The organism is Aeromonas sp. QDB54 (assembly GCF_027707385.1).
In the GTDB taxonomy this organism is placed as follows: domain Bacteria; phylum Pseudomonadota; class Gammaproteobacteria; order Enterobacterales; family Aeromonadaceae; genus Aeromonas; species Aeromonas hydrophila.
The window spans coordinates 16,992-42,484 of the sequence record NZ_JAPCIT010000004.1 but is presented as its reverse complement, the minus strand read 5'-3'; the positions used below and the strand labels follow the sequence as shown (position 1 = coordinate 42,484).

The following is a 25,493-nucleotide window of genomic DNA, read 5'->3' as shown; positions in this document are numbered from 1 at the left end:
TCAGTGAGCATCGTGGCGATGATCCACCGAGGCGGTGAGCGCCTGGATGTATTTTTCGGTGATCGCCTGACGCTGGGCCGGGGCCATGCCATTGATGATATTGGTGGTCAGGTTGCCGAGCACCATCAGACTCAGATCCACCGGCGCCTTGTGCTTCTCCAGGGCGGTGATCAGGTCGTTCATCAGGGCGTCAAACTGCTCGTTATTGTACTTTGATACGATGGGCATAATCTTGGGTTCATCTCTGTTCAAAGCGCCTTATAATACTTCACCCTTTCGGCTAACACTATGGCTTTGTGACATGAGTCTCGATATCGACAAGATCATTCTTCACTCCCTGCGCCAGGGCGGCGATGGTCAACCTCACGCCGACACCCGCAGCCAGCTTCTGCCTGCCGATGAGGCGGTACAGGGGCTGATGGCGGAGCTGCATCGCATTTACAACGGCAAGGGGGGCAAGGGCTTCGGCTTCTTTGCCGACCCCGAGGCCGCCGTCGCCGAGCTGGCGGAGGGGGAGAGCGCCCCCAAACAGCCTTCTCCGCTCTTTCGCATCGCCCTCGAACGGCTGCTCGGCGAACAGACCGACTTCGTCCCCTTTTCGGTCGAGATGACCCAGTTGCTGGTCAAGCAGCTGGTGGAGCACGCCCTCGACGAGCAGGGGGTGCTGCTGTTTGCCAAATACAACTACGTGGGGGTGGATTATCTGATGATCGCCCTGCTGGAGGGCAAGGAGAGCGTCACCGTCAGCGAGGCACTGGAGCTGCGTCACATCCAGTATCTGGATATCGGCAAATTGAACCTGGTGGCCCGCATCGATCTGACCGAATGGAAAACCCAGCCGGATTCACGCCGTTATATCACTTTCAGCAAGGGCCGGGTCGGTCGCAAGCTGGGTGACTTTTTCATGGATTTACTGGGTGCCCGCGAGGGGATGGATGCCAAGATCCAGAATAAGGGGCTGCTGCAGGCGGTGGACGATTATTGCGACAGCCGCCAGCTCGAGCCGGCCGAGCGCAACGACTACAAGAAACAGGTCTTCAAATATTGCACCGAGCAGGCCAGCGCCGGTGAAGAGATCGAGATCAAGGAGCTGTCGGCGGAATTGCCGGGCGATGGCGATCTCGATTTTTACAGCTTCATCGGTCAGGAGTATGAACTGGAAGATCGCTTCCCGGCTGATCGCTCCACCCTGCGCGGCTTGACCAAGTTCGTCGGCTCCGGTGGCGGGCTGACTTTGAGCTTCGAGCAGAAGCTGCTCAACAGCCGGGTGTTCTACGATCCCCAGACCGATACCCTGACCATCAAGGGGGTCCCGCCCAACCTCAAGGATCAGCTGCTGCGCCAGTCGTAATGTGATCTGCTTTCCAGTTTTGGCAAAAAGACACCGCACTTCGCTGCGGTGTCTTTTTATTTAACGGGGTAGGCAGCAGCGAAACCAACTCGGTGCTTTGTTAACAAATTAAACAGAATAATCCCCGTGAAAGGGTTTTCAGTGAGGTGAAAACCCTTTCATTCATGTTTTTTTATTTCTCTTTGGTAATTTACTTTCTTAATTTGGCGATAAATATGCCAATAAATGGCGATAACCCCCTGAAATAAGAAAATGTTTTCAGAACTTTCTGGAAGAAAATACGTAATTGCGTTTCAAAAATGCGAGTTGCGTCATGTGAGGCGGTAACGGCTTGGGATAATATTCATCTCGCACACAATGCTCTTACAGCGCGGAACTAATACAAGGAAAGGCTCATGAAAAAGAAATTGCTGTCATCCCTGATCGGTCTGGCTACTCTGGGCGTGGCTTGCTCTGCCACTGCCGCCATTGACGAAGGTCAACTGACCATCTGGATTAACGGTGACAAGGGATACAATGGTCTGGCCGAAGTAGGTAAGAAGTTTGAAGCCGAAACCGGCATCAAGGTGACGGTTGCGCACCCTGATCAGGTGGAAGTGAAATTCCAGCAAGCCGCTGCCACCGGCAACGGCCCGGACATCTTCTTCTGGGCTCACGACCGTTACGGTGAGTGGGTCAAGGCCGGTCTGCTGGTCCCCGTGACCCCGAATGCAGCCACCAAAGCCAAGTTTGAACAGTTCGCCTGGGATGCCATGACCGTCGATGGCAAGACCTACGGCTACCCGGTTGCCGTGGAAGCGGTCAGCCTGATTTACAACAAGGATCTGCTGCCGGAGCCGCCGAAGACCTTCGAAGAGATCGCCAAGATTGACGAGACTCTGAAGAAGAACGGCAAGCGCGCCATCATGTGGGCCTATGACACCCCCTATTTCAGCTACCCGCTGGTGGCTGCCAACGGTGGTTATGCCTTCAAGAAAACCGCTACTGGTTATGACGTGAAAGATACCGGCGTGGCCAACGCGGGTGCCAAGGCCGGTGTCGGCTACATCTCCGAGATGATCAAGTCCGGTCACCTGGAAAAAGGCATCGACTACGGTGTGATGGACGCCAAGTTCAACAAGGGCGAAGTGGCCATGATGATCAACGGTCCCTGGGCCTGGAGCAACCTGGACAAGAGCGGCATCAAGTACGGCGTAGCGCCGCTGCCGACCCTGAAGGGTAAACCGGCCAAGGCCTTCGTCGGCGTGCTGGGTGCCACCATCAACGCCGCCAGCCCGAACAAGGATCTGGCCATCGAGTTCCTGGAAAACTACCTGCTGACCGACGCCGGTCTGGCACCGGTCAACGCCGACAAGCCGCTGGGCGCCGTGGCGCTGAAGTCCTTCCAGAAGACCCTGGAATCCGACCCGCACATCAAGGCAACCATGCAAAACGCCCAGAATGGCGAGCCGATGCCGTCCGTGCCTGAGATGAGCCGTTTCTGGTCCTCCTTCGAAACTGCCCTCAAGAACGTAACCTCCGGCCGTCAGAGCGTTGACGAAGCCTTGGATACCGCTGCCAAGCGTATCGTTCAGTAAGCACGCACTACCCGGGAGGCCGCAACGGCCTCCCACTCTCTCAAATCTCTCTTGGCGTTATAAAGGTTAATTGGCATGGAAGTAGTACCTTCTATTGAATCCTATGCCGGTCCGAAGGATAAGCACACCTGGCTTAAGTGGACCATTGCTGCTCTGGTAGCCATCCTCAACGGTTATGCAGCCGTGATGATGTACGCCAGCGGTGAGTGGGTATTCGCTCTGCTGGATCTGGTGGTGGTCTCCGTCGGTCTGTATGTCTTCATGAACAAGAAGACCTATGCCCACCGCTATATCTTCCCCGGTGTGGCCGGCATGGTTGTTTTTATCATCTTCCCTCTTGCCTACACGATCGGCATCGCCTTCACCAACTATTCGGGATCCAACCTGCTCTCCATCGAGCAGGCGCGGGATTACCATCTGAAAAAAACCTACAAGGTGGCGGGCGGTGAATTCGATTTCACCCTCTTGGGTGGTGAGAACAATCAGTTTCAGCTGCTGCTGAAACAGGACGACCAATCCTTTATCAGTCAACCCGTTACCCTGATGAGCAACAAGGCCCGTGAACTGGCTGTCCGCGAGGGCAGAGTCCATGAACCGGTGCAGGTTGTTCAGCTGCAACACCTGGCAGGGGAGGCCGTGGACAAGGTGGCTCCCATCCGGGCCATCGTCGACCATCGCACCCACCTGAGCGCACTCGATCTGGTGCTGCCGGATGGCGGAACCCACCTGACCCTGAGCAGCCTGCGCAAGTTCGCCGCCCAGAAACAGCAGTACACCCGTCTGCTGGACGGTGCCGTGCTCAAGTCCGGGGTGGTGATCAAAGACAGCAACCTGCTGCGTGACAACCAGAGCGGCGAGCTGATGCTGCCCAACGGCGACACCGGCTTCTATCAATACATCGACGAGCAGGGCCAGTTTGTCGGCAAGAGCGTGGCGCCAGGCTTCGTGGTGAGCGTGGGCTGGAAGAACTTCGCCCGCATCGTCACCGATCCGGGTATCCAGGCACCGTTCCTGCAGATCTTCATCTGGACCGTGATCTTCTCCGCCTGTTCGGTGGGCTTCACCCTGGCCATCGGCATGGTGCTGGCCTGTCTGGTGCAGTGGGAGTCCCTCAAGGGGCGCGGCTTCTACCGGGTCATGCTGATCCTGCCCTATGCCATCCCGGCGTTCATCTCCATCCTGGTGTTCAAGGGCTTGTTCAACCAGAACTTCGGTGAGATCAACCTGTTCCTGGAAGCGGCGTTCGGCATCAAGCCGGACTGGTATACCAACCCCTTCCTGGCCAAGGTGATGATCCTCATCGTCAACACCTGGCTTGGCTACCCCTACATGATGATCCTCTGCATGGGGCTGCTCAAAGCCATTCCGGAAGATCTCTATGAAGCGTCCGCCATGGACGGTGCCGGTCCGGTGCAGAACTTCTTCAAGATCACAGTGCCGCTCTTGATGAAGCCGCTGACGCCGCTGTTGATTGCCTCGTTCGCCTTCAACTTCAACAACTTCGTGCTCATCCAGTTGTTGACCAACGGCGCGCCGGACATCATAGGCGCCAGCACCCCGGCCGGTACCACCGACTTGCTGGTGAGCTACACCTACCGGATCGCGTTCCAGGGCTCGGGTGGTCAGGACTACGGTCTGGCCAGTGCCATCGCCACCGCCATCTTCCTCATCGTGGGTGCGCTGGCCTTGCTCAACCTGAAATTGTCCAAAGCCGACAAGCAACTGTAAGGAGGCTTCAACATGGCAATCGTACAACCCAAATCAGTCAAATACCGGGTGTGGGCAACCCACCTGGTGATGTGGGGCTTCCTGGCACTGATCATCTTCCCGCTGATCATGGTCATCGCCATCTCGTTTAGAAACGGCAACTTCGCGGTAGGGGAGATCATCCCCTCCAACCCGACCCTGGATCACTGGAAGCTGGCTCTGGGCATGTCCATCACCAACGCCGACGGCAGCATCACGCCGCCGCCGTTCCCGGTGCTGACCTGGCTGTGGAACTCCATCAAGATCGCGGGCATCACCGCCCTGATGATCGTGGTGCTCTCCACCACCTGTGCCTACGCCTTTGCCCGCCTGCGTTTTCGTGGCAAGTCCACCATCCTGCAGGGCATGCTGATTTTCCAGATGTTCCCGGCGGTGCTGGCACTGGTGGCCATCTACGCGCTCTTCAACAAGATTGGTGACTACATCCCCTGGCTGGGTCTCAACACCCACGGCGGCCTGATCCTGGCCTACATGGGCGGCATCGCCCTGCACGTCTGGACCATCAAGGGCTACTTCGAGACCATCGACTCCTCCCTCGAGGAAGCGGCGGCCATCGACGGTGCGACTCCGTGGCAGGCATTCCGCCTGATCCTGCTGCCGCTGTCGGTGCCCATCCTGGCGGTGGTGTTCATCCTGGCCTTCATCGGTTCCATTACCGAGGTGCCCATGGCCTCCATCCTGTTGCAGGATGTGAACAATCTGACCCTGGCGGTCGGGGCCCAGCAGTACCTCTATCCGCAGAACTACCTGTGGGGTGACTTTGCCGCAGCCGCCGTGCTGTCGGGCTTCCCCATCACGGTTGTCTTCCTGCTGGCACAGCGCTGGTTGGTAGGTGGTCTCACTGCCGGCGGCGTGAAAGGTTAAGGTTCATGGCCGGGGGAGCCGACTCCCCCCGCCATCACGATTTGCAAAGATTCAAGAGCGGAGCTCGACATGGCTGAAGTAGTACTCAACAACGTTCGCAAAAATTACGACCCGGCTGTTCACAAGGACACCCTGCGCAATATCAACCTGGCCATCAAGGAAGGGGAGTTCATCGTCTTCGTCGGTCCGTCAGGTTGCGGCAAGTCCACCTTGCTGCGGATGATCGCGGGTCTGGAAGACATCACCAGCGGGGAGCTGACCATCGGCGGTCGTTACATGAACGACGTGCCGCCGGTAGAGCGCAACGTGGGCATGGTGTTCCAGTCCTACGCCCTCTATCCGCACATGAACATCTACGAGAACATGGCCTTCGGCCTCAAGCTCAAGAAGATGGACAAGGAGAACATCCACAAGCGGGTGATGCGCGCCGCCGAGATCCTGGGTCTCGAGCCGCTGCTGGACCGCAAGCCCAAGGCACTCTCCGGCGGTCAGCGCCAGCGGGTCGCCATCGGCCGATCCATCGTCCAGCAGCCGCAGGTGTTCCTGTTTGACGAACCCCTCTCCAACCTGGATGCCGCCCTGCGGGTCAAGATGCGCATCGAGATCGCCAAGCTGCACAAGGAGCTCAACTCCACCATCATCTACGTGACCCACGACCAGGTGGAGGCCATGACGCTAGCCAACCGCATCGTGGTGCTGAGCCCGCTCAAGGGCGAGGCGACCACCAACCTGGAGCAGTTCGGCACCCCGCTCGAGCTCTACCACAACCCGGACAACAAGTTCGTGGCCGGCTTCATCGGCTCTCCCAAGATGAACTTCCTGGCTGGCGAGCTGGTGGAGATTGGCGAGCAGGAGTGCGTGGTCAAGCTGACCACCGGCGATACCGTGCGTGCCCGGGTCGATGCCCGCAGCGGCGCGGTCGGCGACAAGGTGGAGCTGGGCATTCGTCCCGAGCACCTGGTGCCGCTGGATCACCCCCATGCCGACAGCAAGGTGAGCGGGGTGGTGCAGGTGGCCGAACACCTGGGGGCCGAATCCTTCGTCTACATGGACGTGGCTGGGCACGACTTCACCGTCAAGGCCAGCTCCGACGTGGATGTGGCCACCGGCCAGCAGTACAGCGTCGGCATTCCAGCCGAAGCCTGCTACCTGTTCGATGCCAAGGAGCAAGCCTTCCCGCGCACAGCCAAATACATCCGCACCTGACCAGGGGCGGCTGCCGAGGTTTTCCTTTCTTTAGATTCAATGCCTTTTTGCCGGTCGCAAGACCGGCTTTTTATTGCCTGCCGTTTGGCGAGAACGGCAGGCGAAGTGGCAGGGCTCAGCCCTCGAGTGCGGCGGTAATGTCGGGCACGAAGTGCTGGCTGGTCAGCGGTGGGCGCTCATACCCCTCGGTGTTGATGGGGGGCAGGGTGATGGGTTCGTAGTGGATCGCCTCATAGGGCACCTTGCCCAGCAGGTGGGAGATGCAGTTGAGGCGGGCGCGGCGCTTGTCGTCCGCCTCCACCACGAACCAGGGGCAATCCTCGGTGTCGGTGTAGGTGAACATGTCGTCCTTGGCGCGGGAGTACTCCACCCAGCGCGAGCGGGACTGCAGGTCCATCGGGCTGAACTTCCAGCGCTTGATGGGGGTGTTGATCCGCTCCTTGAACCGTTTCTCCTGCTCCTCGTCGCTGACCGAGAACCAGTATTTGATCACCGTGATGCCGGAGCGGATCAGCATCCGCTCGAACTCGGGGCAGGCGCGCAGAAACTCGCGATACTCGTTGTCGCTGCAAAAGCCCATCACTCGCTCGACCCCGGCCCGGTTGTACCAGGAGCGGTCGAACAGCACCATCTCGCCGGCGGCGGGCAGGTGCGCCACGTAGCGCTGAAAGTACCACTGGGATCGCTCTCGATCCGAGGGGGCGGGCAGCGCCGTGACCCGGCAGACCCGGGGGTTGAGGGGCTCGGTGATCGCCTTGATGACGCCCCCCTTGCCGGCGGCGTCGCGGCCCTCGAACAGCACCACCACTTTCAGTCCCTCCTGCTTGACCCACTCCTGCAGCTTGACCAGCTCCTCCTGCAGATGGGCCAGGTGGTGCTCGTAGGTCTTCTTGTCCAGGCGCGGGCGTTTCTTGCTCTTGTCCTTCGGCATGTTCTTCTCCTTATTGACACTTTTCCAGATTGCACCAGGCAGGCGTCACTGCCAAGAGGGTCGTGCTACACTGCCGCCCCGTCAATAGTCGGCACCAGAAACAGGAGAAAACATGAAGCAATTTATGGAGATCGCGGGCCGCCAGATGGCCTATCTGGACGAGGGGCAGGGCCCGGTACTGTTGTTTGGTCACAGCTACCTGTGGGACAGCGCCATGTGGGCGCCGCAAATCGAGGCCCTCAAGGGGCAGTATCGCTGCATCGTGCCCGAGCTGTGGGGCCACGGCGATTCCGATGCGCTGCCCGAGGGGGCCTGCACCCTGGCAACCCTGGCGCGCGATCATCTGGCGCTGCTCGATGCGCTCGGCATCGATGAGTTCGTGCTGGTGGGTCTCTCCATCGGCGGCATGTGGGGCGTCGAGCTGGCACGCATGGCACCCGTGCGTCTCAAGGGCCTGGTGCTGATGGACAGCTTCGTCGGTCTCGAGCCGCAGATCACCTGCGAGCGCTACCTCGGCATGCTGGCGATGATCGAGCAGCTCGGCACCATCCCGGCCCCCATCGTCGAGCAGGTGGCGCCGCTGTTCTTTGCCGACCAGCCGGATGCCGACCTGATGAGCGATTTCAAGGCGCGTCTCGCCGCCTGGCCAGCCGACAAGGTGGCCGCCATGGTGGCGGTGGGCCGCAGCTTCGTGACCCGCGAGGATCGCATCGAGTGGCTGGAAGAGATGGCTGTGCCTGCGCTGGTGATGACCGGCAGTCAGGACAAGGCGCGGCCGGTGCTGGAAGGCTATCTGATGGCCGAGGTGCTGGGTTGCCCGTTCAAGGAGGTCCCGGCGGCCGGCCACATCTCGTCGCTGGAAAATCCGGCCTTCGTCAATGAGCAGCTGGACGCGTTTCTGGCTGCGCTGTAAGCCTGAATTGGCAGCCTGAGTAGGCTGCACTATCAGTCTGACGATGGTCGTGAAAAAGGGAGCCGATGGCTCCCTTTTTGTTGTGCGAGTGTGTGGCCTTGTCGTTGCCTGCGGTGCTGGCTACCAGATGTAGCCGATCCCCACACCGGCATAGAGTTCGCCAGTGTGCTGGACCAGCGGGCTGTGCTCGATGTCGCCGTCATACCATTCGTAGTTCATGGCAAACATGCCGATCCAGTCGGGACTGAAGCGATAGCTGGTGATGAGCGCCGCCATGGGGGAGAGGGTTGACCCCGTATCCCAGGCCGGGCGCGGGGTGGTGGCCTCATGCTCGGCGATGCCGCCGAAGTAGTAGTTGGCCAGCTTGTCGCTGCGCAGCATCAGCCCCATCCCCGGCATGATCAGCAGGTTGTCGCGCAGGATGGGAAAATCGGCCCACAGCAGCAGCTCCTGGCCCTTGCTGCGGCCGCTGATGTCGCTGCTGGCCCGCACGGTCAAGAGGGCGTAGGGCGTGATGAGGTTGCCACCGATCCCCCCTTCCAGCTGCCCCTTGCGCTCGTCCATGCCGGTAAACGCCGGTTCATCGGCGGGATCCAGGTTGCCAAAGCGCACCCGGCCATAACCGTAGAGGGCGACGCGCTCATCCTTGTGCAGGTAGTAGCGGGCTCGGTCTCCCAGGTACATGAATTGCTCGCCGAAATAGAGAAAGCCCGGGATGGGGTAGAGGGTGTTGTCCTGCGCCTGATAGCGGGCCTGCCCGCCGAGGAGGACGGCGCCGCCCACCAGCCCCCGCGGTACCGGGCTGCTGGGGTTGGCGCTGGAGAGCAGATCCAGCGAGCCGAGGTCGATGTCGGCCCGGGCTGGCAGCATGGTGAGGAGCAGGGCCGCCAGCCCCACCTGTTTGATGGATTGCAACACGCGCATGGACACTCCGTTGTCACTGATGGTGGGACGACTATCGCACTATTTGGTCGCTGCGGGCAGCTCTTCGCGTTTGGGCCAGGCGTTGAGCACCGCCTTGACCAGGGTGGCGAGGGGAATGGCGAAGAAGACCCCCCAGAATCCCCACAGGCCGCCGAACACCAGCACGGCGATGATGATGGCCACCGGATGGAGGTTGAGCGCCTCGGAGAAGAGGATGGGCTCCAGCACGTTGCCGGTGAGCACCTGAATAACGGTGTAGACCACCATCAGCCAGGTGAACTCCGGCGTCAGTCCCCACTGGAACAGGGCCACCATGGCCACCGGTACCGTCACCGCCGCAGCGCCTATGTAGGGGATCAGCACCGAGAAGCCGACCGCCACCGCCAGCAGCACCGAGTAGCGCAGCCCCAGCATGGCGAAGGCCACATAGCTGATCACCCCGACGATCAGGATCTCGATGACCTTGCCGCGGATGTAGTTGAGGATCTGCTCGTTCATCTCCACCCAGACCCGGTTGACCAGGGTGCGGTTGCGCGGCAGGAAGCGGCGCAGTCCGCCCATCAGGATCTGCTTGTCCTTGAGCATGAAGAACACCATCAGCGGCACCAGGATGGCGTAGATGAGGATGGCCACCACGTTGATGAGGGAGCTGAGGGAGGCGCTCACCAGCTGCTCGCCACCGGTCAGGATGCGCTGGCGGATGTTGTCGATGATGGTCTCCACCAGGGTGACGTTGATGAGCTCGGGGTACTGCTCCGGCAGGGTGCGCACATAGTCCTGGGCATGGGAGAGCATGGCTGGCGACTCCTTGGCGAGGTTCAGCCCCTGGCTCGCCAGGGTCGGGATGAGCCCGAGGAACGCCATGGCGGTGAGGGCGATGAACAGCAGCAGGATGAGACTGGTGGCCAGGGTGCGCGAGAGCCCGGCCCGCTGCAGCCGGCTCACCGGCCACTCCAGCAGGTAGGCCATTACCAGCGCCACCAGCAGCGGCGCCAAGAGATCACCGAACAGCCAGAGCACGGCGAAACAGGCCACCAGCAGCAGGAACAGGGTGACGGCATCGGGATCGGAGAAACGGGTCTGATACCAGCGCTTGATGACTTCTAACATGGCGACATCCTTAGGTTACTGGGGCTTGCCGTGGTGCTTTGCCCCGACCACCAACTGCAAAGAGAGGGTATTGTCTGGCGCCTCCTGCAACGTGAAGGCATGACCCTGGCGTTGCAGATAGGCGGGAATGTCCTGCCGGGAGCCGGCATCGGCCAGCCGGATGGACAGGGATTGACCGGCGTAGGCCTGACGCAGCCAGAGCTTGAGCCGGATCAGTGGCTCGGGGCAGCGCCAGGGGGTCAGGTCGAGGTATTCCATGGAGGCTCCATCGCGCGTGAGGCGGCTATTATGGCCGTGATGAGAGCGCGAAACAACGCTTGTAGCCCTTGATGGGCAAGGGTATTCTGCCGGTGTCCCGGTAGGGTCTGATTGGAGATAGAGATAACGTGGCACGCTTTTCCCCCCTGATGGCATCGCTCCCCCTGCTGGTTTCCCTGATGGGTGCCACTTTCCATGCCCAGGCCAACAACCAGCTTCCCGACATCGGCACCGCCGGGGTGGCCGCCCTGCCCATCGAGCAGGAGGTGCGCTACGGCAACGCCTTCATGCGCTTTGCCCGGGCCGGCTTGCCGATCATCGATGATCCCGTCTTGAGCCAGTACATCGACGATCTGGGCCAGCGGCTGCTCTCCAACGCCGACGGTGTGCGTTTCCCGTTTACCTTCTTCCTCATCAACGACCCCAGCATCAACGCGGCCGCCTTCCTCGGCGGGCGGGTCAAGGTGCACACCGGCCTGTTTCTCTATGCCGACAGCGAGAGCGAGCTCGCCTCGGTACTGGCGCACGAAATCACCCACGTGACCCAGCGCCACATCGCCCGCTACATGGAAGCGCAGGCGAGCAGCTCCGCCATGACCCTGGCCGGGCTGGTGGGCTCCATCGCGCTGGCGGTGATCAACCCCACCGCGGGCATCGCCGCGCTGCAGACCACGCTCGGTCTCTCCATGCAGTCGGCCATCAACTACACCCGCGACAACGAATACGAAGCGGACCGGATCGGCATGAAGACCCTCTACGACGCCGGTTTCGATCCCATGGGCATGGCCAACTTCTTCCAGAAGCTGGCGGCCGAGTATCGCTACGCCAGCAAGCCGCCTGAGATGCTGCTGACGCACCCGCTGCCGGAGACCCGGATCAGCGAGGCGCGGGCCCGGGCGGGCAGCTATGGTCGCCGGGATCTGCCGCCGAGCCTCGACTTCTGGCTGGCCAAGGTGCGCATCCAGGTGCGTTTCGGCACCGAGAGCCCGCAGGCCCTGCTCAGCTATTTCGACAACCGCCTGCAGAAGGGGGACTACCCGCTCAAGGATGCGGCCACCTACGGCAAGGCGCTGGCGCTGCTGCAGCTCAAGCGCACCGACGAGGCCGATGCCCTGATGCAGGAGCTGGCGACTCGCCACCCCGAGGATCTGTTCGTGGTGGATGCCCTCACCGACATCGACCTGGCCAAGGGGCGCAGCGCCCAGGCCATCGCCCGGCTCGAGAAGTTCCGCACCCGCATGCCGGACAACGAGGTGGTGGTGGTGAACCTCGGCAACGCCTATCTGGAAGGGGGCAACTACAAGAAGTCCATCGCCATTCTCGACCCCTATGCCCGCGAGCACGAAGAGAACAACCTGGCCTGGAGCCTGCTCTCCGATGCCTATCGCAAGGCGGGCAGGATGACCGATCTGCACATGGCTCGGGCCGAGATGCTCTCCCTGCGCGGTGACTACCAGGCGGCCATCGACGAGCTGATCGTGGCGCGCGGCACCACCAACGACAAGTTGACCCTGGCCAGACTGGAGGCGCGCATCACCGAGCTGGAGCGGGCCAAGAAGGATCTCGACAGCCTCAAGGGCTGACGGGCCAGCGGCTCTCACCCACAACAAGGGCGCACCTCGGTGCGCCCTTGTTGTTTTATGATGGCGAAGAGAATGGCGGGAACGCCAGCCGGCTGGCGCCGTCGCCGTCGCCAGCGGCTTTGGCGTCAGTGGCCAACCGACTTGACGGATGCCCTGAGGGCTTCGAGTCGCGATGGGTTGAGCTCGCCCACCAGGGTCTGCTGGAGCTTGCCCTCACCATCGAGCAGATAGCTGGTGGGCAGCCCGGCGGGGTGGGGGAAGGGGAGGCTCGCCTCCTGCTGGGCGATGAGCAGCGGCACCTTGATGTGGTACTGCCCGGCCAGTTTGGCGAGCTCGGCCGGCGTGGCCGGGTCGTAGTTGACCATCACCACCGTGATCTGCCCCTCATGAGTCAGCGCCTCCAGCAGCGGTATCTCCCGCAGGCAGGGGGCACACCAGGGGGCGAAGTAGTTGACCAACAGCGGCTTGCCGGCAAAGTCGGCCAGGGCCACCGGCTGGTTCTGGCTGTCGGTGAACGGAGGGGGCGGGCTGCAGGCTGTCAGCAGGCCGGCCACAATCAGCCAACAAATTCGTTTCAATTCCTGCACTCTCGCGCTTACCCTGACCATCAGTTTCCCCTACAATAGCGCCGTTTCTTGTCCCATCTTGCGATTAATCAGGGAGTTATCATGAGCGAGACCCAAATTTACCACAATCCGCGCTGCTCCAAGAGCCGTGAAACCCTGGCCTTGCTGGAACAGCACGGGATCGCCCCGGATGTGGTGCTCTATCTGGAGCAGGCTCCGAGCGAGGAAGAGATCCGCGCCCTGCTGAGCCAGCTGGGGTTCAGTGATCCGCGTCAGCTGATGCGCACCAAGGAAGAACTCTACAAGGAGCTGGGGCTGGGCGAGGTGAGCGGCGACGCCCTCATTCGCGCCATGCACCAGTATCCCAAGCTCATCGAGCGGCCCATCGTGATCAAGAACGGTCAGGCCCGCATCGGCCGCCCGCCCGAGCAGGTGCTGGAGATCCTCAAGTGAGCACCCACTTCGCCCGCCTGCTGACCCTGGTCGGCTTCTTCGGCCTGCTGGGCTGGGTCATCCTCTGGCATCTGTGGCTCTCGCCCCACCCGGATCTCAACCCCTGGCTGCTGCCGGTGATCTGGACGGTGCCGCTGCTGTTCCCGCTCAAGGGGATCGTGCAGGGCAACCCCTACACCCACGCCTGGGGCAACTTCGTGCTGATGCCCTACTTCCTGCACGCCCTCACCCTGATCACCACGGATGAGGGGGAGCGGTGGCTGGCGGTGGTGGAGCTGGTGTTCACCGTGCTCGCCTTCATCGGCACCATCTATTACGCCCGCCTGCGCGGCCGCGAGCTGGGCCTGAGCATTCGCAAGAAGAAGGGTGAGCCTTCGGCGCAAGATCACTGAGGCCCGCGTCAGTGCGCCTGCCCTGTGCAAACCGGACCTGGAGTCCGGTTTTTTTTATGGATGCGTTGCCCAGGCATGACACGACCGGGGTTGACGTGACAGCGGGTGGGTTAAAATCTTGCTGGCAGCGCAGATGTCCGCTGTATCTCGCTGATCTTGCAGCAAGTATGTCGACCTGATCACATCTTGGCCGCCGCGAGGTGGGAGGGGGGCGGGCGGCTGACTATCCTCATTAAGCTCCCATACAGCGGCAGCCGTTAGCCTGTCCTTTTCACCAGCCTTGAGTGATGCACCCTATGAAACGCCAATCCCGCCCCCTGTTCCAGAAAACCCTGTTGGCCTTGACCATGGCCCTGTCGGTCAGCTCGCTGGCCGATGCCTGTACCCGCGCCGTTTATCAGGGCGACGGCGGTCTGGTGGTGACCGGCCGTACCATGGACTGGCGCGCCGCCATGCCGACCAACCTCTGGGCCTTGCCGCGCGGCATCGATCGGAGCGGGGCGGCCGGGCCGCACTCCATGACGTGGAACGCGCGCTATGGCTCCCTGGTCGCCGCGGGTTTTGACGCGGGTACCGCCGATGGCATGAATGAAGAGGGGTTGGTGGCCAACCTGCTCTACCTGACCGAGTCCGAGTATGTGACTCCGAGTGACCAGGATCCGCGCAAGACGCTCTCCATCTCCCTCTGGGCCCAGTATGTGCTGGACAATTTTGCCACCGTCAGCGAGGCGGTCGCCGCCCTGTCGAAGGACGAGTTCTATGTGGTGACCACCCTGACGCCGGATGGCAAGCCGGGCCAGCTGCACCTCTCCATCTCGGATGCCAGCGGTGACTCGGCCATTTTCCAGTACGTGGATGGCAAGTTGCAGATCCACCACGACCGCAGCTATCAGGTGATGACCAACTCCCCCGTGTTCGACAAGCAGCTGGCACTCAATGAGTACTGGGAGGAGATAGGCGGGCTCACCATGCTGCCGGGCACCAACCGGTCGGCGGATCGTTTCGCCCGGGCCTCTTTTTATATCAAGACCCTGCCCAAGACGGATCAGGCCAATGAGGCCGTGGCCGGTGTGATGAGCGTGATGCGCAACGTCTCGGTGCCCATGGGGATCAGCACCCCGGATCAACCCAACATCTCCACCACCCTGTGGCGCAGCGTGTCGGATCAACAGCATCGCCGCTACTTCTTCGAGCTGACCCATCTGCCCAACACCTTCTGGGTGAGCATGGACCAGCTGGATCTGAGTGTTGGCGCCCCGGTCAAGAAACTCCCGCTGACCGAGCGTCAGCTCTATGCGGGGGAAACGGCGGACAAGTTTGTGCCGGCCAAGGCGTTCAGCTTCCTGCCAGCCACGCCAGGGGCCTGATCAAGAGTTGGTAGAAGGCCCCTCACGGGGCCTTTTTTATGGCCGCAAGCCTGCGTGGCCGCCGGTCTCGCGATAGTGGGCCAGCTGCTGCACGCTGTGGCTCATCAGCTGGGGGTAGAAGCGCAGAAAGCCCGCCTCGCACCCTTGCCATTGCGCTTGCTTGAGGGTGAGCAGTGCATCGCCGAGCGGCAGGGGGCGGCGCAGCCGGCGGCCGATGCCGTTGAGGGCCTGCGCCAGCCCCTCTTTGTGCTGATAGGAGGCGATCCAGTTCTGCTCCGCCATCCGTCTGAGGGGCAGTGGCAACCCATCCGGCAGACGCTCCGCATCCACCAGCAGGTGCCGGTAACTCTGCTGCAGGAAGCGGGGCAGGGCCTCGTCATGAAACTGCGGCCAGTGCAGGCTGAGCCAGTGGTCATAGAGCATGTCCACCAGGATACCGCCAAAGCGGCGCCAGGGGGCCTCGAAGCAGGCCACTGCCGCCCTGTGTTCGGGGTGACTGTCGGTGAAGGCGTCTATCTTGCGGTGCAGCCAGATCCCCTCGTCGAGTTCGGTGCCGAGCGCGCTTGGCAGGGCGCCCTTGACGAAATCCCCCAGCAGGTTGCCGGTGAGGGAGCTGTGGGTATGGGCTGCCAGATGCAGGTGAGCGAGATAGTTCATGAAGGGTTAAGTCAGTCAGGGGGGATTGTCGCTGAGCCTAGCGGATCCGGCGGCCCTTGCCCACGGGAACGGGCGCTTGGCCGTGAGGAAGTGCTTCCCTCCATGACCGCCGGCTGGGTAGAGTGCAGCATGGCTGGCGCTTTGTGGCGCCCATCATCATCACGAGGAGCATGCACATGTTGACCCTGATCGAGGGCGCCGAACTCTACGGCCCGACTGCGCTGGGCCGCCAGGATCTGCTGGTGGCCGATGGCCGCATCGCCTGGCTCGGCCGGGGCTTGTCAGTCCCCGCCGACTGGCCGCTGACGCGGGTGGATGCCCGCGGCCGCTATCTGGTGCCTGGGCTGGTGGATCCGCTGGCCCACATCACCGGCGGTGGCGGCGAGGGGGGCTTTGGTTTTCGCACGCCGGAGCTGGCGGCAAGGGAGGCGCTGAGCGCAGGGGTCACTACCCTGGTGGCGGCGCTTGGTACCGACAGCCTGACCCGCAGCCCGGCCCAGGTGCTCGGCAAGGTGCGCGAGTTTCGCGCCGCCGGGGTGAGCGCCTTCATGTATACCGGCTCCTACCATCTGCCGGTCAAGACCCTCACCGGCACGGTGGAGTCCGACATCATGCTTATTCCCGAGGTGCTGGGGGTGGGGGAGGTGGCCATCAGCGATCACAGATCCAGTGCGCCGACCTACGACGAGCTGGCCCGTCTGGTGAGCGAGGCGCGGGTGGCCGGGCTGCTTGCCGGCAAGAGCGGGGTCAGCTTCTTTCATCTGGGGGACGGGCGCGGGGCGCTGGCGCCGCTGCGGGCTTTGCGCGATGGCACCGACATCCCGCTGCGCCAGCTCTATCCCACCCACTGCAACCGCAACCCCTGGCTGTTTGCCGAGGCCATCGAGTGGGGGCGGGCCGGCGGCTGGGTCGATCTCACCACCTCGAGCTTTCCGGACTTGCTGGACGATGGCGAGCGGCTGGCGGCCGACGCCCTGGTGGAGTTGCTGGCGGCCGGGGTACCCGCCGATCGTATCAGCTTCAGCTCGGACGCCAACGCCAGCCTGCCGCGCTTCGATGGTGAAGGGCGCCTCATCGAGCTGCGTTGCGGCCAGATAGACAGCCTGTGGCAGGCGCTGGTGGAGAGTTGCGACAAGGGGGTCGCGCTGGAGGTGGCGCTGGCGGTGGTGACGACCAATCCGGCCAGGGCGCTGGGGCTGGCGACCAAGGGCACGCTGGCGGTGGGGCAGGATGCGGATCTGCTGCTGATCGACCCCGATACGCTTACCATCGAGCGGGTGATGAGCGGCGGTCGCTGGCGCACCTGAAGGCCGGTGGTTGACGGCGGGGCTGTCATGCCCGCTCCCCTCTTTTAAACGACAAGCCCGGCAGCAGTGCCGGGCTTGTCGTTGTTGACGGTGGGTGGCTCAGGGGCAATCAGATGGCCAGGAAGCCCAGGATCAGGATCGGGCCGAGCAGGCTCAGGATAAAGCCGGAGACGATGGCCACCGGCACCACCTGGATGCCGCCGGATTTCTGGATGACCGGCAGGGTGAAGTCCAGCGCCGTGGCGCCGCCATAGCCGATGGCGGCGGAGGGATGGCGGCGCATCAGCATCGGAATGATCAGGATGGCGATGAGCTCGCGGCCCAGATCGTTGATGAAGGCGGCGGAGCCCAGCACCGGGCCCAGCTTGTCGGCCACCAGGATGCCGGAGAGCGAATACCAGCCGAAGCTGGAGCTGAGGGCCAGGCCGTGGGTCAGCGGCATGCCGAGCAGCTGGGCGGCCAGCAGGCTGCCCAGCCAGCTGCTGAGGATGACGGTGACGGCGATCTTCATGCCCCAGGGGTTGAGCAGGATCTGGCGCAGCCGCATGCCGGAGTTGCGCATCTGCACCCCGATGAGAAACAGCAGCAGCATCAGCGCCCACTCGCTCCATTTGTCGATGGGCAGGGCACGCAAGTCGACCAGCAGTCCCAGCAAGACGCCGCCCAGCACCACGAAACAGAGCTGCAGCGACTCCCATAGCAGATGCAGCTTGCTCGGCATCGGGCCGTCGCTGGCCTCGTGGGTGGGAGGGGAGCGTCTGTCCAGCCACCAGAGGGCCAGCAGGTTGCACAGGGTAATGGCGGCGAGCATCACCCCGGCCACCTTGAAGATCACCGCCAGATTGCTGCCCAGGTTTTCCACGTAGGCGAGCCCCAGCCCCATCAGGAACAAAATGAGATAGACCATCTTGCCCAGCGATTGATTGACCAGCTTGATCAAACGGGCAGAGGAGAGGGGTACCAGATAGCCGATTACCAGCGGCAGCAGGATCAGCAACACATTGAGCAACATCGGGGCCTCGATCACAAAAACTGACAAAAATGACACCTTATCATCACTTATTGGGCCTGCGTCACATATTTGTGTGTTTGCCTGCTCCATCCGGCGCTTTTTTATCAATATGTTATGTTTTTGGTGCGAAATGAGGCCCGCTGTTGGGGCGCCGGCCCATTCTGGTGCAGCCAGAACGGGGTCTGACAGGCCCATTTTTCAACAGGATGCGTGTACTGCATGGTTGAATAAAGTCAATCTGGGTGGCTTGCGGCCAAAACGTAGGAATCTTCTTGCCAGCCTTGCGCTGTGGGTATAAAAAGGCGGTGTCGTCAGGCAGGGTGGATTAGCGTTTTATGCAGACAAAGTGCTGAAAAATACCTGTTTGGCCAATAAAAATACAGACAAAACACCAAAGACCTCGGTTCTGTATTGTTTTTTAACTATCCGAGTGATATTTTCGCTGAAGGTTGCCATCGGTTAACTTTTTGTTAAATAAGCGATGGCGTGAGTCACGCCCCAGCGGCGTCTAGGGACAGACAAGGTTGTAATGGATGAGCGACGTTGCCGCACTGGAAGTTCGTGATCTGCACAAGTATTTCGGCACCCACGAAGTGCTCAAGGGCATCGATATGACCGCCCACAAGGGGGATGTCATCTCCCTTATCGGCTCCTCCGGTTCGGGGAAGTCGACCTTTCTTCGCTGTATCAATCTGCTGGAAACCCCCTCTTCCGGCACGGTTTCCCTCCATGGCGAACTTATTCGCATGAAAACCAACCGGGCCGGTGAACGGTTGCCGGAGGACGTGCGCCAGGTGGAGCGCATTCGCAGCCGCTTGGCCATGGTGTTTCAAAGCTTCAATCTCTGGTCCCACATGACCATCATGCAGAACATCATCGAGGTGCCGATCCAGGTGCTCAAGGTGCCCCGCGCCGAGGCGATGGCCAAGGCGGAACACCTGCTCAACCGGGTGGGATTGTGGGAGCGGCGCGACTACTACCCAGGCCACCTCTCCGGCGGTCAGCAGCAGCGGGCGGCCATTGCCCGGGCGCTGGCGGTGGAGCCCGAGGTGATGCTGTTTGACGAACCCACCTCGGCGCTCGATCCCGAGCTGGTAGGTGAAGTACTCGGCCTGATGCGCGAGCTGGCCGAAGAGGGGCGCACCATGCTGGTGGTGACCCATGAGATGTCGTTTGCCCGCGATGTGTCGAACAAGGTAATGTTTTTGCATCAGGGCCGCGTGGAGGAGGAGGGCAATCCCAAGGAGATCTTCGCCCATCCCAAGTCCGAGCGGTTCAAGCAATTCATCTCCTCCATCTATTGATGGCCGGGGCTGATCCCCAATAATCTGCAATTGCAACAGTCGATGATTTTATCAAGGAGAGATACATGAACAAGCTGATGCTGGCGACCGCCATAGTCACTGCCCTGTCTTCCGGCAGCCTGATGGCCAAGGAGTGGAAAGAGGTGCGGATCGGGGTGGAAGGTGCCTATCCCCCCTTCTCCTGGACCGAGCCGAGCGGCGAGGTGAAAGGTTTCGACATCGACATCGCCAACGCCCTGTGCGAGGAGATGAAGGTGAAGTGTACCCTGATCAAACAGGACTGGGACGGTATCATTCCGGCGCTGCTGTCGCGCAAGTATGACGCCATCATCGCCACCATGGACATCACCGAAGAGCGCAAGAAGAAGGTGGACTTCACCCAGAAGTACCAGCACATTCCGGCCCGCTTCGCTGCCAAGAAGGGCACCGAGATCAAGCTCGACAAGGAGTTCATGAGTGGCAAGACAGTGGCCGTGCAGCGCGCCACCTCCATGGACACCTACATCACCGACAACTTCCCCAACGCCACCATCAAGCGTTATGGCACTGCAGACGAGGCCTATCTCGATCTGAAATCCGGCCGGGTTGACTACGTGATGGCCGACTCCGCCGCCATCAGCGACGGTTTGCTCAAGAAAGAGGGTGGCGATGCGTTCGAGTTCATCGGCCCGAAACTGACCGATCCCAAGTGGTTTGGCGAGGGTGCCGGCATCGCGGTGCGCAAGGCCGACAAGGATCTGAAAGAGAAATTCAACGCCGCCATCCTGGCGCTGCGTGCCAACGGCAAGTACAAGGCGATCAACGACAAGTACTTCGACTTCGACGTGTACGGCGAGTAACCCCGAAGGCGCGCTACCCCGGTAGCCGCCGGCGCAATTGCGGCGAATCATCACGACAGGTTGACCCTAGTCTGTAGTCATCGGGCCCGTTGTCTCTCGCAAGGGAGCGATGGGCCCGCTTAGTTGCAATGGAGCTGCATGTGTTTGGTTTGAAAGGATATTGGGACGGGATATCCCGCTCAATGAGTTGCAATGGAGCCGCATATGTTTGATTTGAAAGGATACGAAACCTCCCTGCTGGAGGGGGCCTGGGTCACGCTGGAAGTAGCGCTGGCCTCCCTGCTGCTGGCGCTGGTGCTCGGCATGCTGGGGGCGCTGGCCAAGCTCTCCCCTTATAAATGGGCCCGCGGTTTTGCCACCGCCTACACCACCGTCATTCGCGGCATCCCCGATCTGGTGCTGATGATGCTGCTGTTCTTCGGCGGCCAGGTGCTCATCAACAACCTCTGTACCTGGGTCAACGAGAGCTACAACAACTACCTGCTGGCGAGCAATCCCAACCAGGAGTGGGTCTCCCTGCTACCCGATTACATCGACATCAGCCCGTTTGCGGCCGGGGTGGCCACCATCGGCTTCATCTTCGGCGCCTACATGACCGAGACCTTCCGCGGCGCCATCCTGGCGGTGGACAAGGGCGAGCTGGAAGCGGCCCGGGCCTTCGGCATGCGGGCCACCCAGGTGTTTGTGCGGATCCTGTTTCCCCAGATGATGCGTCACGCCCTGCCAGGGTTTGGCAACAACTGGCTGGTCTTGCTGAAAACCACGGCGCTGGTCTCCATCATCGGGCTCGATGACATGGTGCGCAAAGCGTCCCTGGCGGCGGGCTCGACCCAGCTGCCCTTCACCTTCTACATGGCGGTGGCCCTGATCTTCCTGATCTTCACTGCGGTCTCCACCTCGGCACTGAAATGGGCCGAGCGTCACTATGCGATAAAGACGAGGTAAGCCATGGATTTCTCAATCATTCTCACCGAATGGCCCACCTACTGGCAGGGCCTCTACACCACGGTACTGCTGGTGGCGGCTTCCCTGATCCTCGGGCTGATGCTGGCGGTGCCGCTCGGTATCCTGCGCAACAGCCGCAACTGGCTGATCAAGGGGCCGATCTGGGCCTACATCTACTTCTTTCGCGGCACCCCGCTGCTGGTGCAGCTGTTCATCATCTACTACGGCGCCGCCCAGTGGGAGTGGCTGAAAAACAGCGTCGCCTGGGATCTGTTTGCCGAAGCCTGGTTCTGCGCCCTGCTGGCGTTCACCCTGAACACCGGGGCCTACACCGCCGAGATCGTGCGCGGCGCCGTGCTCAACATGCCCAAGGGGCAGATTGAAGCGGCCAACGCCTTCGGCATGACCCGCTGGCAGACCCTGACCCGGATCATTTTGCCCAACTCGTTTCGTCGGGCACTGCCGGCCTACAGCAACGAGGTGATCTTCATGCTGCAGGGCTCGGCGGTGGCGGGCATCATCACCATCGTCGACCTGACCGGCGCCGCGCGGATCATCAACTCCCGCTACTACAGCCCGTTCGAAGCGTTCCTGACCGCCGGCCTGCTCTACATGCTGCTGACCTTCGTCATCGTCTGGCTGTTCAAGAAATGGGAAGCCCGCTGGCACGCCCACCTGCGCCCCCGCACCGTGTAAACGCCATAAAAAAAGCCCGCAATTGCGGGCTTTTTTGTTGGTCAAGACAGGGAACAAGCGTCACAGCATGCCAAGAGGCGCCAACATCTCGTCCGCCGCAAACCCAAATGAACCCAACATACCGAGGGCACCGATAAGCCCGGCTGGATTAATGGCGCGCTTGCTCTGCCTGTTCGGCATGCGCTGTTCGTCGTGCTGCTGGATCTTCTGCACCACGGCCATGGCTCCGATCTCCAGATGCCGATAGAAGCTGGCATTGATCTGGGTCAGATGCAGCAGGGACTGGCGCATGCGTTCGAACGTCTCGCTGCAGACCGGGCTCTGCTTGTGCCAGAACTTCTCCAGCGTACCGCGGGTCGTGAGCCCCGGCAGATCATAGAGGGCACGCCCCATGCAGAAGGTCGGCACATCGTGCAGCAGGGCGGAGAGACCAACCGTGCTGTTGATGGTGATGACCCCTTTGAGCAGGGGATAGAGTGCCGGCAGCGGCAGGTCATAGCCATAGAATACCCGCCCTTCCAGCCCGAGCAGGGTGACCAACCGGTTTATCTGGGACTGGTAGCTGACATAACCCCGGTCCATGGGGTGGTGCTTGAACAGCAGTACATCCTCGTGGCGGGCATGCTCGGCAAACGAGTTCATCACCTGTGCCACCATCTCCTCGACACCGCTCAAATCTGAATGTTCGCGGATCTGGAAGTCTTCGGTGACCTGCAGAGGGACAAAGAAGATATGCCCCTTGTGTGCCGGCAAGGCTTTCAGCAAACGGCGGTCTGCCCAGCGGTAACGCCATTTCACCAAGCCACCGGCAACCCAGCCGCTGGCTTCCTGATACAGGCTCCAGGGTCTGTGGTTGACAAAGTGAGGATAGCGCCAGCGAAACAGGCTCTTGTTGATGTGATAGCGGCTGGCATACCAGGCACGCCGGGCAAAGGTCTTGCCCACCTGCAGCTGTGCCTGATAGGGCTCAGGCCAGGTCAGCTCGGCCAGCTTGTCGCGCTTGGCATAGAGCGGGCTGAAGGCGTTGACGCCACCTTGCTCCAGCGTCACGTAGTCGGGACGCAGATACCCCTCTTCCATGGCCCAGACGGCTACCTTCTTCTGCTTGCAGATACGAATGGCCTGCAGATGGTAATAGCGGCAATCCCCGTAGCAGATCAGGCTGTCGATGCCGTTGCGCTTGATGAAGCGGCGAAAAAAGGTGTTCCAGCTCTCCGGCTTGCCGGTAAAACGCTCGTTATGGCCGACGCATGGCCAGCACTCATCCCCCCCGTTGAAATGGATCTTGTACACCTGGTGGCCGGCATCGCTCAATGCCTGGCTCAGGGTCTGGAAGAAGGGGCCGAGCGGCCCTTGCAACAACAAAATCTTCATGTACGGCTTATCTCATGAGCTGGGGGAGGGATGGGCGCTGCCACAGGGTCTGGGCCAGATAACTCAGCTTGATCTGCCAGCGTTGCCAGCGGCTCGATTTCTGGGTCGAGGAGTGGCCCTGCTGCGCCAGCTGGCGGATCAACTGCTCCGGGCTTATCCAGAGTCCGGTCTGCCAGTCGATATAGAGCGGATAAGCCACCAGGGTCAGATAGACCAGGGCTGCCAAAGGCAGATTGCGCTGGCGACGAACAGGAGGGTGGGCATCCGTGGTCAGGCCCCAGCCACTGTAGAAAGGCTGGCCCCAGGTGGTGACCTTGACCCCTTGCACCAGTGCCTCGAACCCGCTCAGGGAGGTCATGGTATGCAGCTCATCCACATGGGGATAGAGGCTGGTCAGGCCGATATCGAGCACCTGGCTATCGACGCACTCCGCCAGGCAGGCTGCCGAAATGGCTCCGGCCCGATTGCCTGCCACCACATCCGGATGCGGCTTGTAGATAATATGGGCTTCGGGTTTGGCGGCCCGCACGGCCCACAGCAACTGCTCATTGCTGCGAATGGTCGGGCTGCCGGTCAGGATGGAGGCATCCCCATCGACCTGGCCCACCACCAACACCCGCGTACGACCATCGCTCGGCGGTGTGAACGGTTGCACTGTGCCCACATTGTATTTGCTGACGCCGTGTCGCTTGAGCAGGTCAAGTAGAGCCTGGCCTCGCATGACCTCCTGCTCGGTCAGTTGCTGGTAATTGAGCAGCTGCTCGAGCCCGCTTGGGGTGCGGCAGTCAAAGTAGATCCCCACCGGATCGATGGAGAGGGAAGAGGGACGACACAGGTTGGAACCCAGCCCGCGAGAGCGGATAAAACCATCTTCCACCCGGATGGCAGAGGTGAGGTCAGGGTGGCGGCTACCCCAGACCAACACCTGCTCATCGCCAGTCAACCGCTTGGGAGGCTTGCGAACAAAACGAAGCTCCTCGGCCAGGTGATGGCAAAATGCCTGCATAAAGGCGCGCTTCCACAGCGAGAAACCGACCAGGTAGAGCCTGCGCCAACGGGGAGCGGGTTTTTGTTGGCGGGCGATGATAGCGACCACCTCTTCCACTTCGCAGCGTTGGCCAAGCACGGGGTCAAGGTAGCGCGGGTAGTGGATCAAGGCCGCCGCCACCAGCTGGGTCAGCGACACCTGCAGGTTGCGGCGTTCGCACTGTTTGCTGTCGTGAGTCAGCCCCCAGCCGGCATAAAACGGCATGCCGAAGCAGTAGACCGGCTTGCCCAGCAGCAGCCCCTCGAAGCCGAGCTGGGATGAGACGGTATAGACGGCATCCACCAGGCTCAGCAGCGCGTGGGGATGACAATGGTCGGCCACGACCTCCACATCGCTGAGCTTCAGTCTGGCCAACACGCCGCTCTTCTTGCCAAAGCGGGTATCGGGATGGGTGCGCAGCAGCAAACGGGCATGGGGGTGGTTGCGACGTGCCGCTTCCACCATGGCAACAAAATCGGCTTCGCTGGCGAGCGCACCGGGGATGGAGAGATCGCCGGCCACCTGATCGACCAGCAAGACTCTGGGTCTGGCATCTTGCAGCAGGCGTTGAGCCAGTGCCGTCGGCAGCCCTTTCACATCGGCAACTGACGGGCTACGGGGCCCGGCGGCTGAGGCGGTATCGGGGCGAGTGGCATAACAGTTGTACTTGGTCACCCCAAGGCGCACCAGCTCGCCGATCAGTCGCTCGGCCCGCGCCAGCGTATCGGCATCGCAAGGGGTGGCAATCAGCTGTTCGAGCCGGCTGGGTTGGCGGGCATCGTAATAGATGCCTACCGGATCGGCGATCAGCGACACCGCCATCCCCCCCTTGGCGGGGTGGCCGATATAGCCGATAAAGCCGTCTTCCAGTTGCCAGTAAGGCAGGCCCAGTGCCTGCGCCTGCTGCTTTATCTGGCGGGTATTGGCCTTCTGGCCCCAGCCGATCAGCACATCACCTGGCTGTGGTTCATCAGGGGATGTGAAGCGAGCCAGGGGCTGGCCCAGGCAGGCACCGATCTGGGTGCTGCGAGCCATAATGCCGCCGGATTGTGTCCATAGAGTCATGCAAA

The 25,493-nt window shown here is 61.5% G+C and carries 25 protein-coding genes; 15 read left to right on the top strand and 10 right to left on the bottom strand.

Features of this window, described 5'->3' with window-relative positions; translation table 11 throughout:
- A complete protein-coding gene (locus PG881_RS05020; protein WP_011705556.1) occupies positions 1 to 228 on the bottom strand; it encodes a DUF1414 domain-containing protein in 228 nt (75 codons plus the stop codon).
- 73 nt (positions 229 to 301) lie between these two features.
- Here PG881_RS05020 and yejK point away from each other — a divergent pair, with 73 nt between their 5' ends.
- The 5 genes from yejK (at position 302) to PG881_RS04995 (ending at position 6,765) form a co-directional block, all read left to right on the top strand.
- Entirely contained in the window at positions 302 to 1,351 is a 1,050-nt protein-coding gene (gene yejK / locus PG881_RS05015; RefSeq protein ID WP_016350315.1) for a nucleoid-associated protein YejK, read from the top strand.
- Between the two features lie 395 nt (positions 1,352 to 1,746).
- Positions 1,747 to 2,928 (top strand): maltose/maltodextrin ABC transporter substrate-binding protein MalE, encoded by a 1,182-nt coding sequence (gene malE, locus PG881_RS05010; protein ID WP_011705558.1) that lies wholly within the window; start codon positions 1,747 to 1,749, stop codon positions 2,926 to 2,928.
- 75 nt (positions 2,929 to 3,003) lie between these two features.
- On the top strand, positions 3,004 to 4,656 hold the full coding sequence (gene malF, locus PG881_RS05005; RefSeq protein WP_024943710.1) for a maltose ABC transporter permease MalF: 1,653 nt from the start codon (positions 3,004 to 3,006) through the stop codon (positions 4,654 to 4,656).
- A gap of 12 nt (positions 4,657 to 4,668) precedes the next feature.
- Complete coding sequence (gene malG, locus PG881_RS05000; RefSeq protein ID WP_005299600.1) at positions 4,669 to 5,559, top strand: maltose ABC transporter permease MalG; 891 nt, start codon at positions 4,669 to 4,671, stop codon at positions 5,557 to 5,559.
- A 69-nt stretch (positions 5,560 to 5,628) separates the two neighbouring features.
- Positions 5,629 to 6,765 carry an ABC transporter ATP-binding protein gene (locus tag PG881_RS04995; RefSeq protein ID WP_011705560.1) on the top strand — a complete coding sequence of 379 codons (1,137 nt, stop codon included), beginning with the start codon at positions 5,629 to 5,631 and terminating at the stop codon, positions 6,763 to 6,765.
- 115 nt (positions 6,766 to 6,880) lie between these two features.
- Here PG881_RS04995 and ppk2 read toward each other — a convergent pair whose 3' ends face one another.
- A complete protein-coding gene (gene ppk2 / locus PG881_RS04990; RefSeq protein ID WP_139389223.1) occupies positions 6,881 to 7,696 on the bottom strand; it encodes a polyphosphate kinase 2 in 816 nt (271 codons plus the stop codon).
- 112 nt (positions 7,697 to 7,808) lie between these two features.
- Between ppk2 and PG881_RS04985 the strand changes: the two genes are divergently transcribed.
- The gene (locus PG881_RS04985; RefSeq protein WP_270798332.1) at positions 7,809 to 8,609 is read left to right on the top strand and encodes an alpha/beta fold hydrolase; all 801 of its coding nucleotides are present in this window, start codon (positions 7,809 to 7,811) and stop codon (positions 8,607 to 8,609) included.
- 120 nt (positions 8,610 to 8,729) lie between these two features.
- Here PG881_RS04985 and PG881_RS04980 read toward each other — a convergent pair whose 3' ends face one another.
- The 3 genes from PG881_RS04980 to PG881_RS04970 are packed head-to-tail and all read right to left on the bottom strand — an operon-like array spanning position 8,730 to position 10,901.
- Complete coding sequence (locus PG881_RS04980) at positions 8,730 to 9,533, bottom strand: MipA/OmpV family protein (RefSeq protein ID WP_270798329.1); 804 nt, start codon at positions 9,531 to 9,533, stop codon at positions 8,730 to 8,732.
- 39 nt (positions 9,534 to 9,572) lie between these two features.
- The gene (locus tag PG881_RS04975; protein WP_029301299.1) at positions 9,573 to 10,643 is read right to left on the bottom strand and encodes an AI-2E family transporter; all 1,071 of its coding nucleotides are present in this window, start codon (positions 10,641 to 10,643) and stop codon (positions 9,573 to 9,575) included.
- A 15-nt stretch (positions 10,644 to 10,658) separates the two neighbouring features.
- Positions 10,659 to 10,901 (bottom strand): sulfurtransferase TusA family protein, encoded by a 243-nt coding sequence (locus tag PG881_RS04970; protein WP_252452075.1) that lies wholly within the window; start codon positions 10,899 to 10,901, stop codon positions 10,659 to 10,661.
- A gap of 128 nt (positions 10,902 to 11,029) precedes the next feature.
- Between PG881_RS04970 and PG881_RS04965 the strand changes: the two genes are divergently transcribed.
- Positions 11,030 to 12,484, top strand: a complete 1,455-nt coding sequence (locus PG881_RS04965; RefSeq protein ID WP_442866398.1) for a beta-barrel assembly-enhancing protease — start codon at positions 11,030 to 11,032, stop codon at positions 12,482 to 12,484.
- A 125-nt stretch (positions 12,485 to 12,609) separates the two neighbouring features.
- On the opposite strand, the gene PG881_RS04960 is transcribed toward PG881_RS04965, so the two are convergent.
- Complete coding sequence (locus PG881_RS04960; RefSeq protein WP_270798326.1) at positions 12,610 to 13,092, bottom strand: TlpA family protein disulfide reductase; 483 nt, start codon at positions 13,090 to 13,092, stop codon at positions 12,610 to 12,612.
- 60 nt (positions 13,093 to 13,152) lie between these two features.
- Here PG881_RS04960 and arsC point away from each other — a divergent pair, with 60 nt between their 5' ends.
- From arsC to PG881_RS04945, 3 genes are all read left to right on the top strand, one after another.
- The gene (gene arsC, locus PG881_RS04955; RefSeq protein ID WP_270798323.1) at positions 13,153 to 13,503 is read left to right on the top strand and encodes an arsenate reductase (glutaredoxin); all 351 of its coding nucleotides are present in this window, start codon (positions 13,153 to 13,155) and stop codon (positions 13,501 to 13,503) included.
- On the top strand, positions 13,500 to 13,895 hold the full coding sequence (locus tag PG881_RS04950; protein WP_270798319.1) for a DUF2069 domain-containing protein: 396 nt from the start codon (positions 13,500 to 13,502) through the stop codon (positions 13,893 to 13,895). Before arsC ends, PG881_RS04950 begins: the two co-directional genes overlap by 4 nt.
- Positions 13,896 to 14,191: 296 nt before the next feature.
- Complete coding sequence (locus PG881_RS04945; RefSeq protein ID WP_270798316.1) at positions 14,192 to 15,262, top strand: linear amide C-N hydrolase; 1,071 nt, start codon at positions 14,192 to 14,194, stop codon at positions 15,260 to 15,262.
- 36 nt (positions 15,263 to 15,298) lie between these two features.
- Here the strand turns inward: PG881_RS04945 and PG881_RS04940 are convergent, their stop codons facing one another.
- Positions 15,299 to 15,919, bottom strand: a complete 621-nt coding sequence (locus PG881_RS04940; RefSeq protein WP_171280402.1) for an acyl carrier protein phosphodiesterase — start codon at positions 15,917 to 15,919, stop codon at positions 15,299 to 15,301.
- A gap of 176 nt (positions 15,920 to 16,095) precedes the next feature.
- Between PG881_RS04940 and iadA the strand changes: the two genes are divergently transcribed.
- Positions 16,096 to 17,226 carry a beta-aspartyl-peptidase gene (gene iadA / locus PG881_RS04935; protein WP_270798314.1) on the top strand — a complete coding sequence of 377 codons (1,131 nt, stop codon included), beginning with the start codon at positions 16,096 to 16,098 and terminating at the stop codon, positions 17,224 to 17,226.
- A 109-nt stretch (positions 17,227 to 17,335) separates the two neighbouring features.
- Here the strand turns inward: iadA and PG881_RS04930 are convergent, their stop codons facing one another.
- Complete coding sequence (locus tag PG881_RS04930; protein ID WP_060389686.1) at positions 17,336 to 18,238, bottom strand: lysine exporter LysO family protein; 903 nt, start codon at positions 18,236 to 18,238, stop codon at positions 17,336 to 17,338.
- A 533-nt stretch (positions 18,239 to 18,771) separates the two neighbouring features.
- Here PG881_RS04930 and PG881_RS04925 point away from each other — a divergent pair.
- From PG881_RS04925 to PG881_RS04910, 4 genes are all read left to right on the top strand, one after another.
- Positions 18,772 to 19,542 carry an ABC transporter ATP-binding protein gene (locus PG881_RS04925; RefSeq protein ID WP_011705574.1) on the top strand — a complete coding sequence of 257 codons (771 nt, stop codon included), beginning with the start codon at positions 18,772 to 18,774 and terminating at the stop codon, positions 19,540 to 19,542.
- Between the two features lie 65 nt (positions 19,543 to 19,607).
- Entirely contained in the window at positions 19,608 to 20,381 is a 774-nt protein-coding gene (locus PG881_RS04920) for an ABC transporter substrate-binding protein (RefSeq protein WP_011705575.1), read from the top strand.
- A 204-nt stretch (positions 20,382 to 20,585) separates the two neighbouring features.
- A complete protein-coding gene (locus tag PG881_RS04915) occupies positions 20,586 to 21,326 on the top strand; it encodes an ABC transporter permease (protein WP_011705576.1) in 741 nt (246 codons plus the stop codon).
- 3 nt (positions 21,327 to 21,329) lie between these two features.
- Complete coding sequence (locus PG881_RS04910) at positions 21,330 to 22,022, top strand: ABC transporter permease (protein ID WP_011705577.1); 693 nt, start codon at positions 21,330 to 21,332, stop codon at positions 22,020 to 22,022.
- Between the two features lie 60 nt (positions 22,023 to 22,082).
- Here PG881_RS04910 and PG881_RS04905 read toward each other — a convergent pair whose 3' ends face one another.
- Both PG881_RS04905 and PG881_RS04900 read right to left on the bottom strand, forming a co-directional pair.
- Entirely contained in the window at positions 22,083 to 23,396 is a 1,314-nt protein-coding gene (locus PG881_RS04905; RefSeq protein ID WP_270798312.1) for a capsule biosynthesis protein, read from the bottom strand.
- Positions 23,397 to 23,403: 7 nt separating this feature from the next.
- Complete coding sequence (locus PG881_RS04900) at positions 23,404 to 25,488, bottom strand: capsular polysaccharide biosynthesis protein (RefSeq protein ID WP_026141306.1); 2,085 nt, start codon at positions 25,486 to 25,488, stop codon at positions 23,404 to 23,406.
- Positions 25,489 to 25,493: the final 5 nt, after the last annotated feature.

Coding starts and splice junctions, on each gene's coding strand:
- PG881_RS04960 (WP_270798326.1), bottom strand. CDS start 13,092: ATGGTCAGGGTAAGCGCGAGAGTGCAGGAATTGAAACGAATTTGTTGG.
- PG881_RS04920 (WP_011705575.1), top strand. CDS start 19,608: ATGAACAAGCTGATGCTGGCGACCGCCATAGTCACTGCCCTGTCTTCC.
- PG881_RS04980 (WP_270798329.1), bottom strand. CDS start 9,533: ATGCGCGTGTTGCAATCCATCAAACAGGTGGGGCTGGCGGCCCTGCTC.
- PG881_RS04940 (WP_171280402.1), bottom strand. CDS start 15,919: ATGAACTATCTCGCTCACCTGCATCTGGCAGCCCATACCCACAGCTCC.
- malF (WP_024943710.1), top strand. CDS start 3,004: ATGGAAGTAGTACCTTCTATTGAATCCTATGCCGGTCCGAAGGATAAG.
- PG881_RS04975 (WP_029301299.1), bottom strand. CDS start 10,643: ATGTTAGAAGTCATCAAGCGCTGGTATCAGACCCGTTTCTCCGATCCC.
- malG (WP_005299600.1), top strand. CDS start 4,669: ATGGCAATCGTACAACCCAAATCAGTCAAATACCGGGTGTGGGCAACC.
- ppk2 (WP_139389223.1), bottom strand. CDS start 7,696: ATGCCGAAGGACAAGAGCAAGAAACGCCCGCGCCTGGACAAGAAGACC.
- yejK (WP_016350315.1), top strand. CDS start 302: ATGAGTCTCGATATCGACAAGATCATTCTTCACTCCCTGCGCCAGGGC.
- arsC (WP_270798323.1), top strand. CDS start 13,153: ATGAGCGAGACCCAAATTTACCACAATCCGCGCTGCTCCAAGAGCCGT.
- PG881_RS04915 (WP_011705576.1), top strand. CDS start 20,586: ATGTTTGATTTGAAAGGATACGAAACCTCCCTGCTGGAGGGGGCCTGG.
- PG881_RS05020 (WP_011705556.1), bottom strand. CDS start 228: ATGCCCATCGTATCAAAGTACAATAACGAGCAGTTTGACGCCCTGATG.
- malE (WP_011705558.1), top strand. CDS start 1,747: ATGAAAAAGAAATTGCTGTCATCCCTGATCGGTCTGGCTACTCTGGGC.
- PG881_RS04970 (WP_252452075.1), bottom strand. CDS start 10,901: ATGGAATACCTCGACCTGACCCCCTGGCGCTGCCCCGAGCCACTGATC.
- PG881_RS04985 (WP_270798332.1), top strand. CDS start 7,809: ATGAAGCAATTTATGGAGATCGCGGGCCGCCAGATGGCCTATCTGGAC.
- PG881_RS04930 (WP_060389686.1), bottom strand. CDS start 18,238: ATGTTGCTCAATGTGTTGCTGATCCTGCTGCCGCTGGTAATCGGCTAT.
- PG881_RS04905 (WP_270798312.1), bottom strand. CDS start 23,396: ATGAAGATTTTGTTGTTGCAAGGGCCGCTCGGCCCCTTCTTCCAGACC.
- PG881_RS04995 (WP_011705560.1), top strand. CDS start 5,629: ATGGCTGAAGTAGTACTCAACAACGTTCGCAAAAATTACGACCCGGCT.
- PG881_RS04945 (WP_270798316.1), top strand. CDS start 14,192: ATGAAACGCCAATCCCGCCCCCTGTTCCAGAAAACCCTGTTGGCCTTG.
- PG881_RS04900 (WP_026141306.1), bottom strand. CDS start 25,488: ATGACTCTATGGACACAATCCGGCGGCATTATGGCTCGCAGCACCCAG.
- PG881_RS04925 (WP_011705574.1), top strand. CDS start 18,772: ATGAGCGACGTTGCCGCACTGGAAGTTCGTGATCTGCACAAGTATTTC.
- iadA (WP_270798314.1), top strand. CDS start 16,096: ATGTTGACCCTGATCGAGGGCGCCGAACTCTACGGCCCGACTGCGCTG.
- PG881_RS04910 (WP_011705577.1), top strand. CDS start 21,330: ATGGATTTCTCAATCATTCTCACCGAATGGCCCACCTACTGGCAGGGC.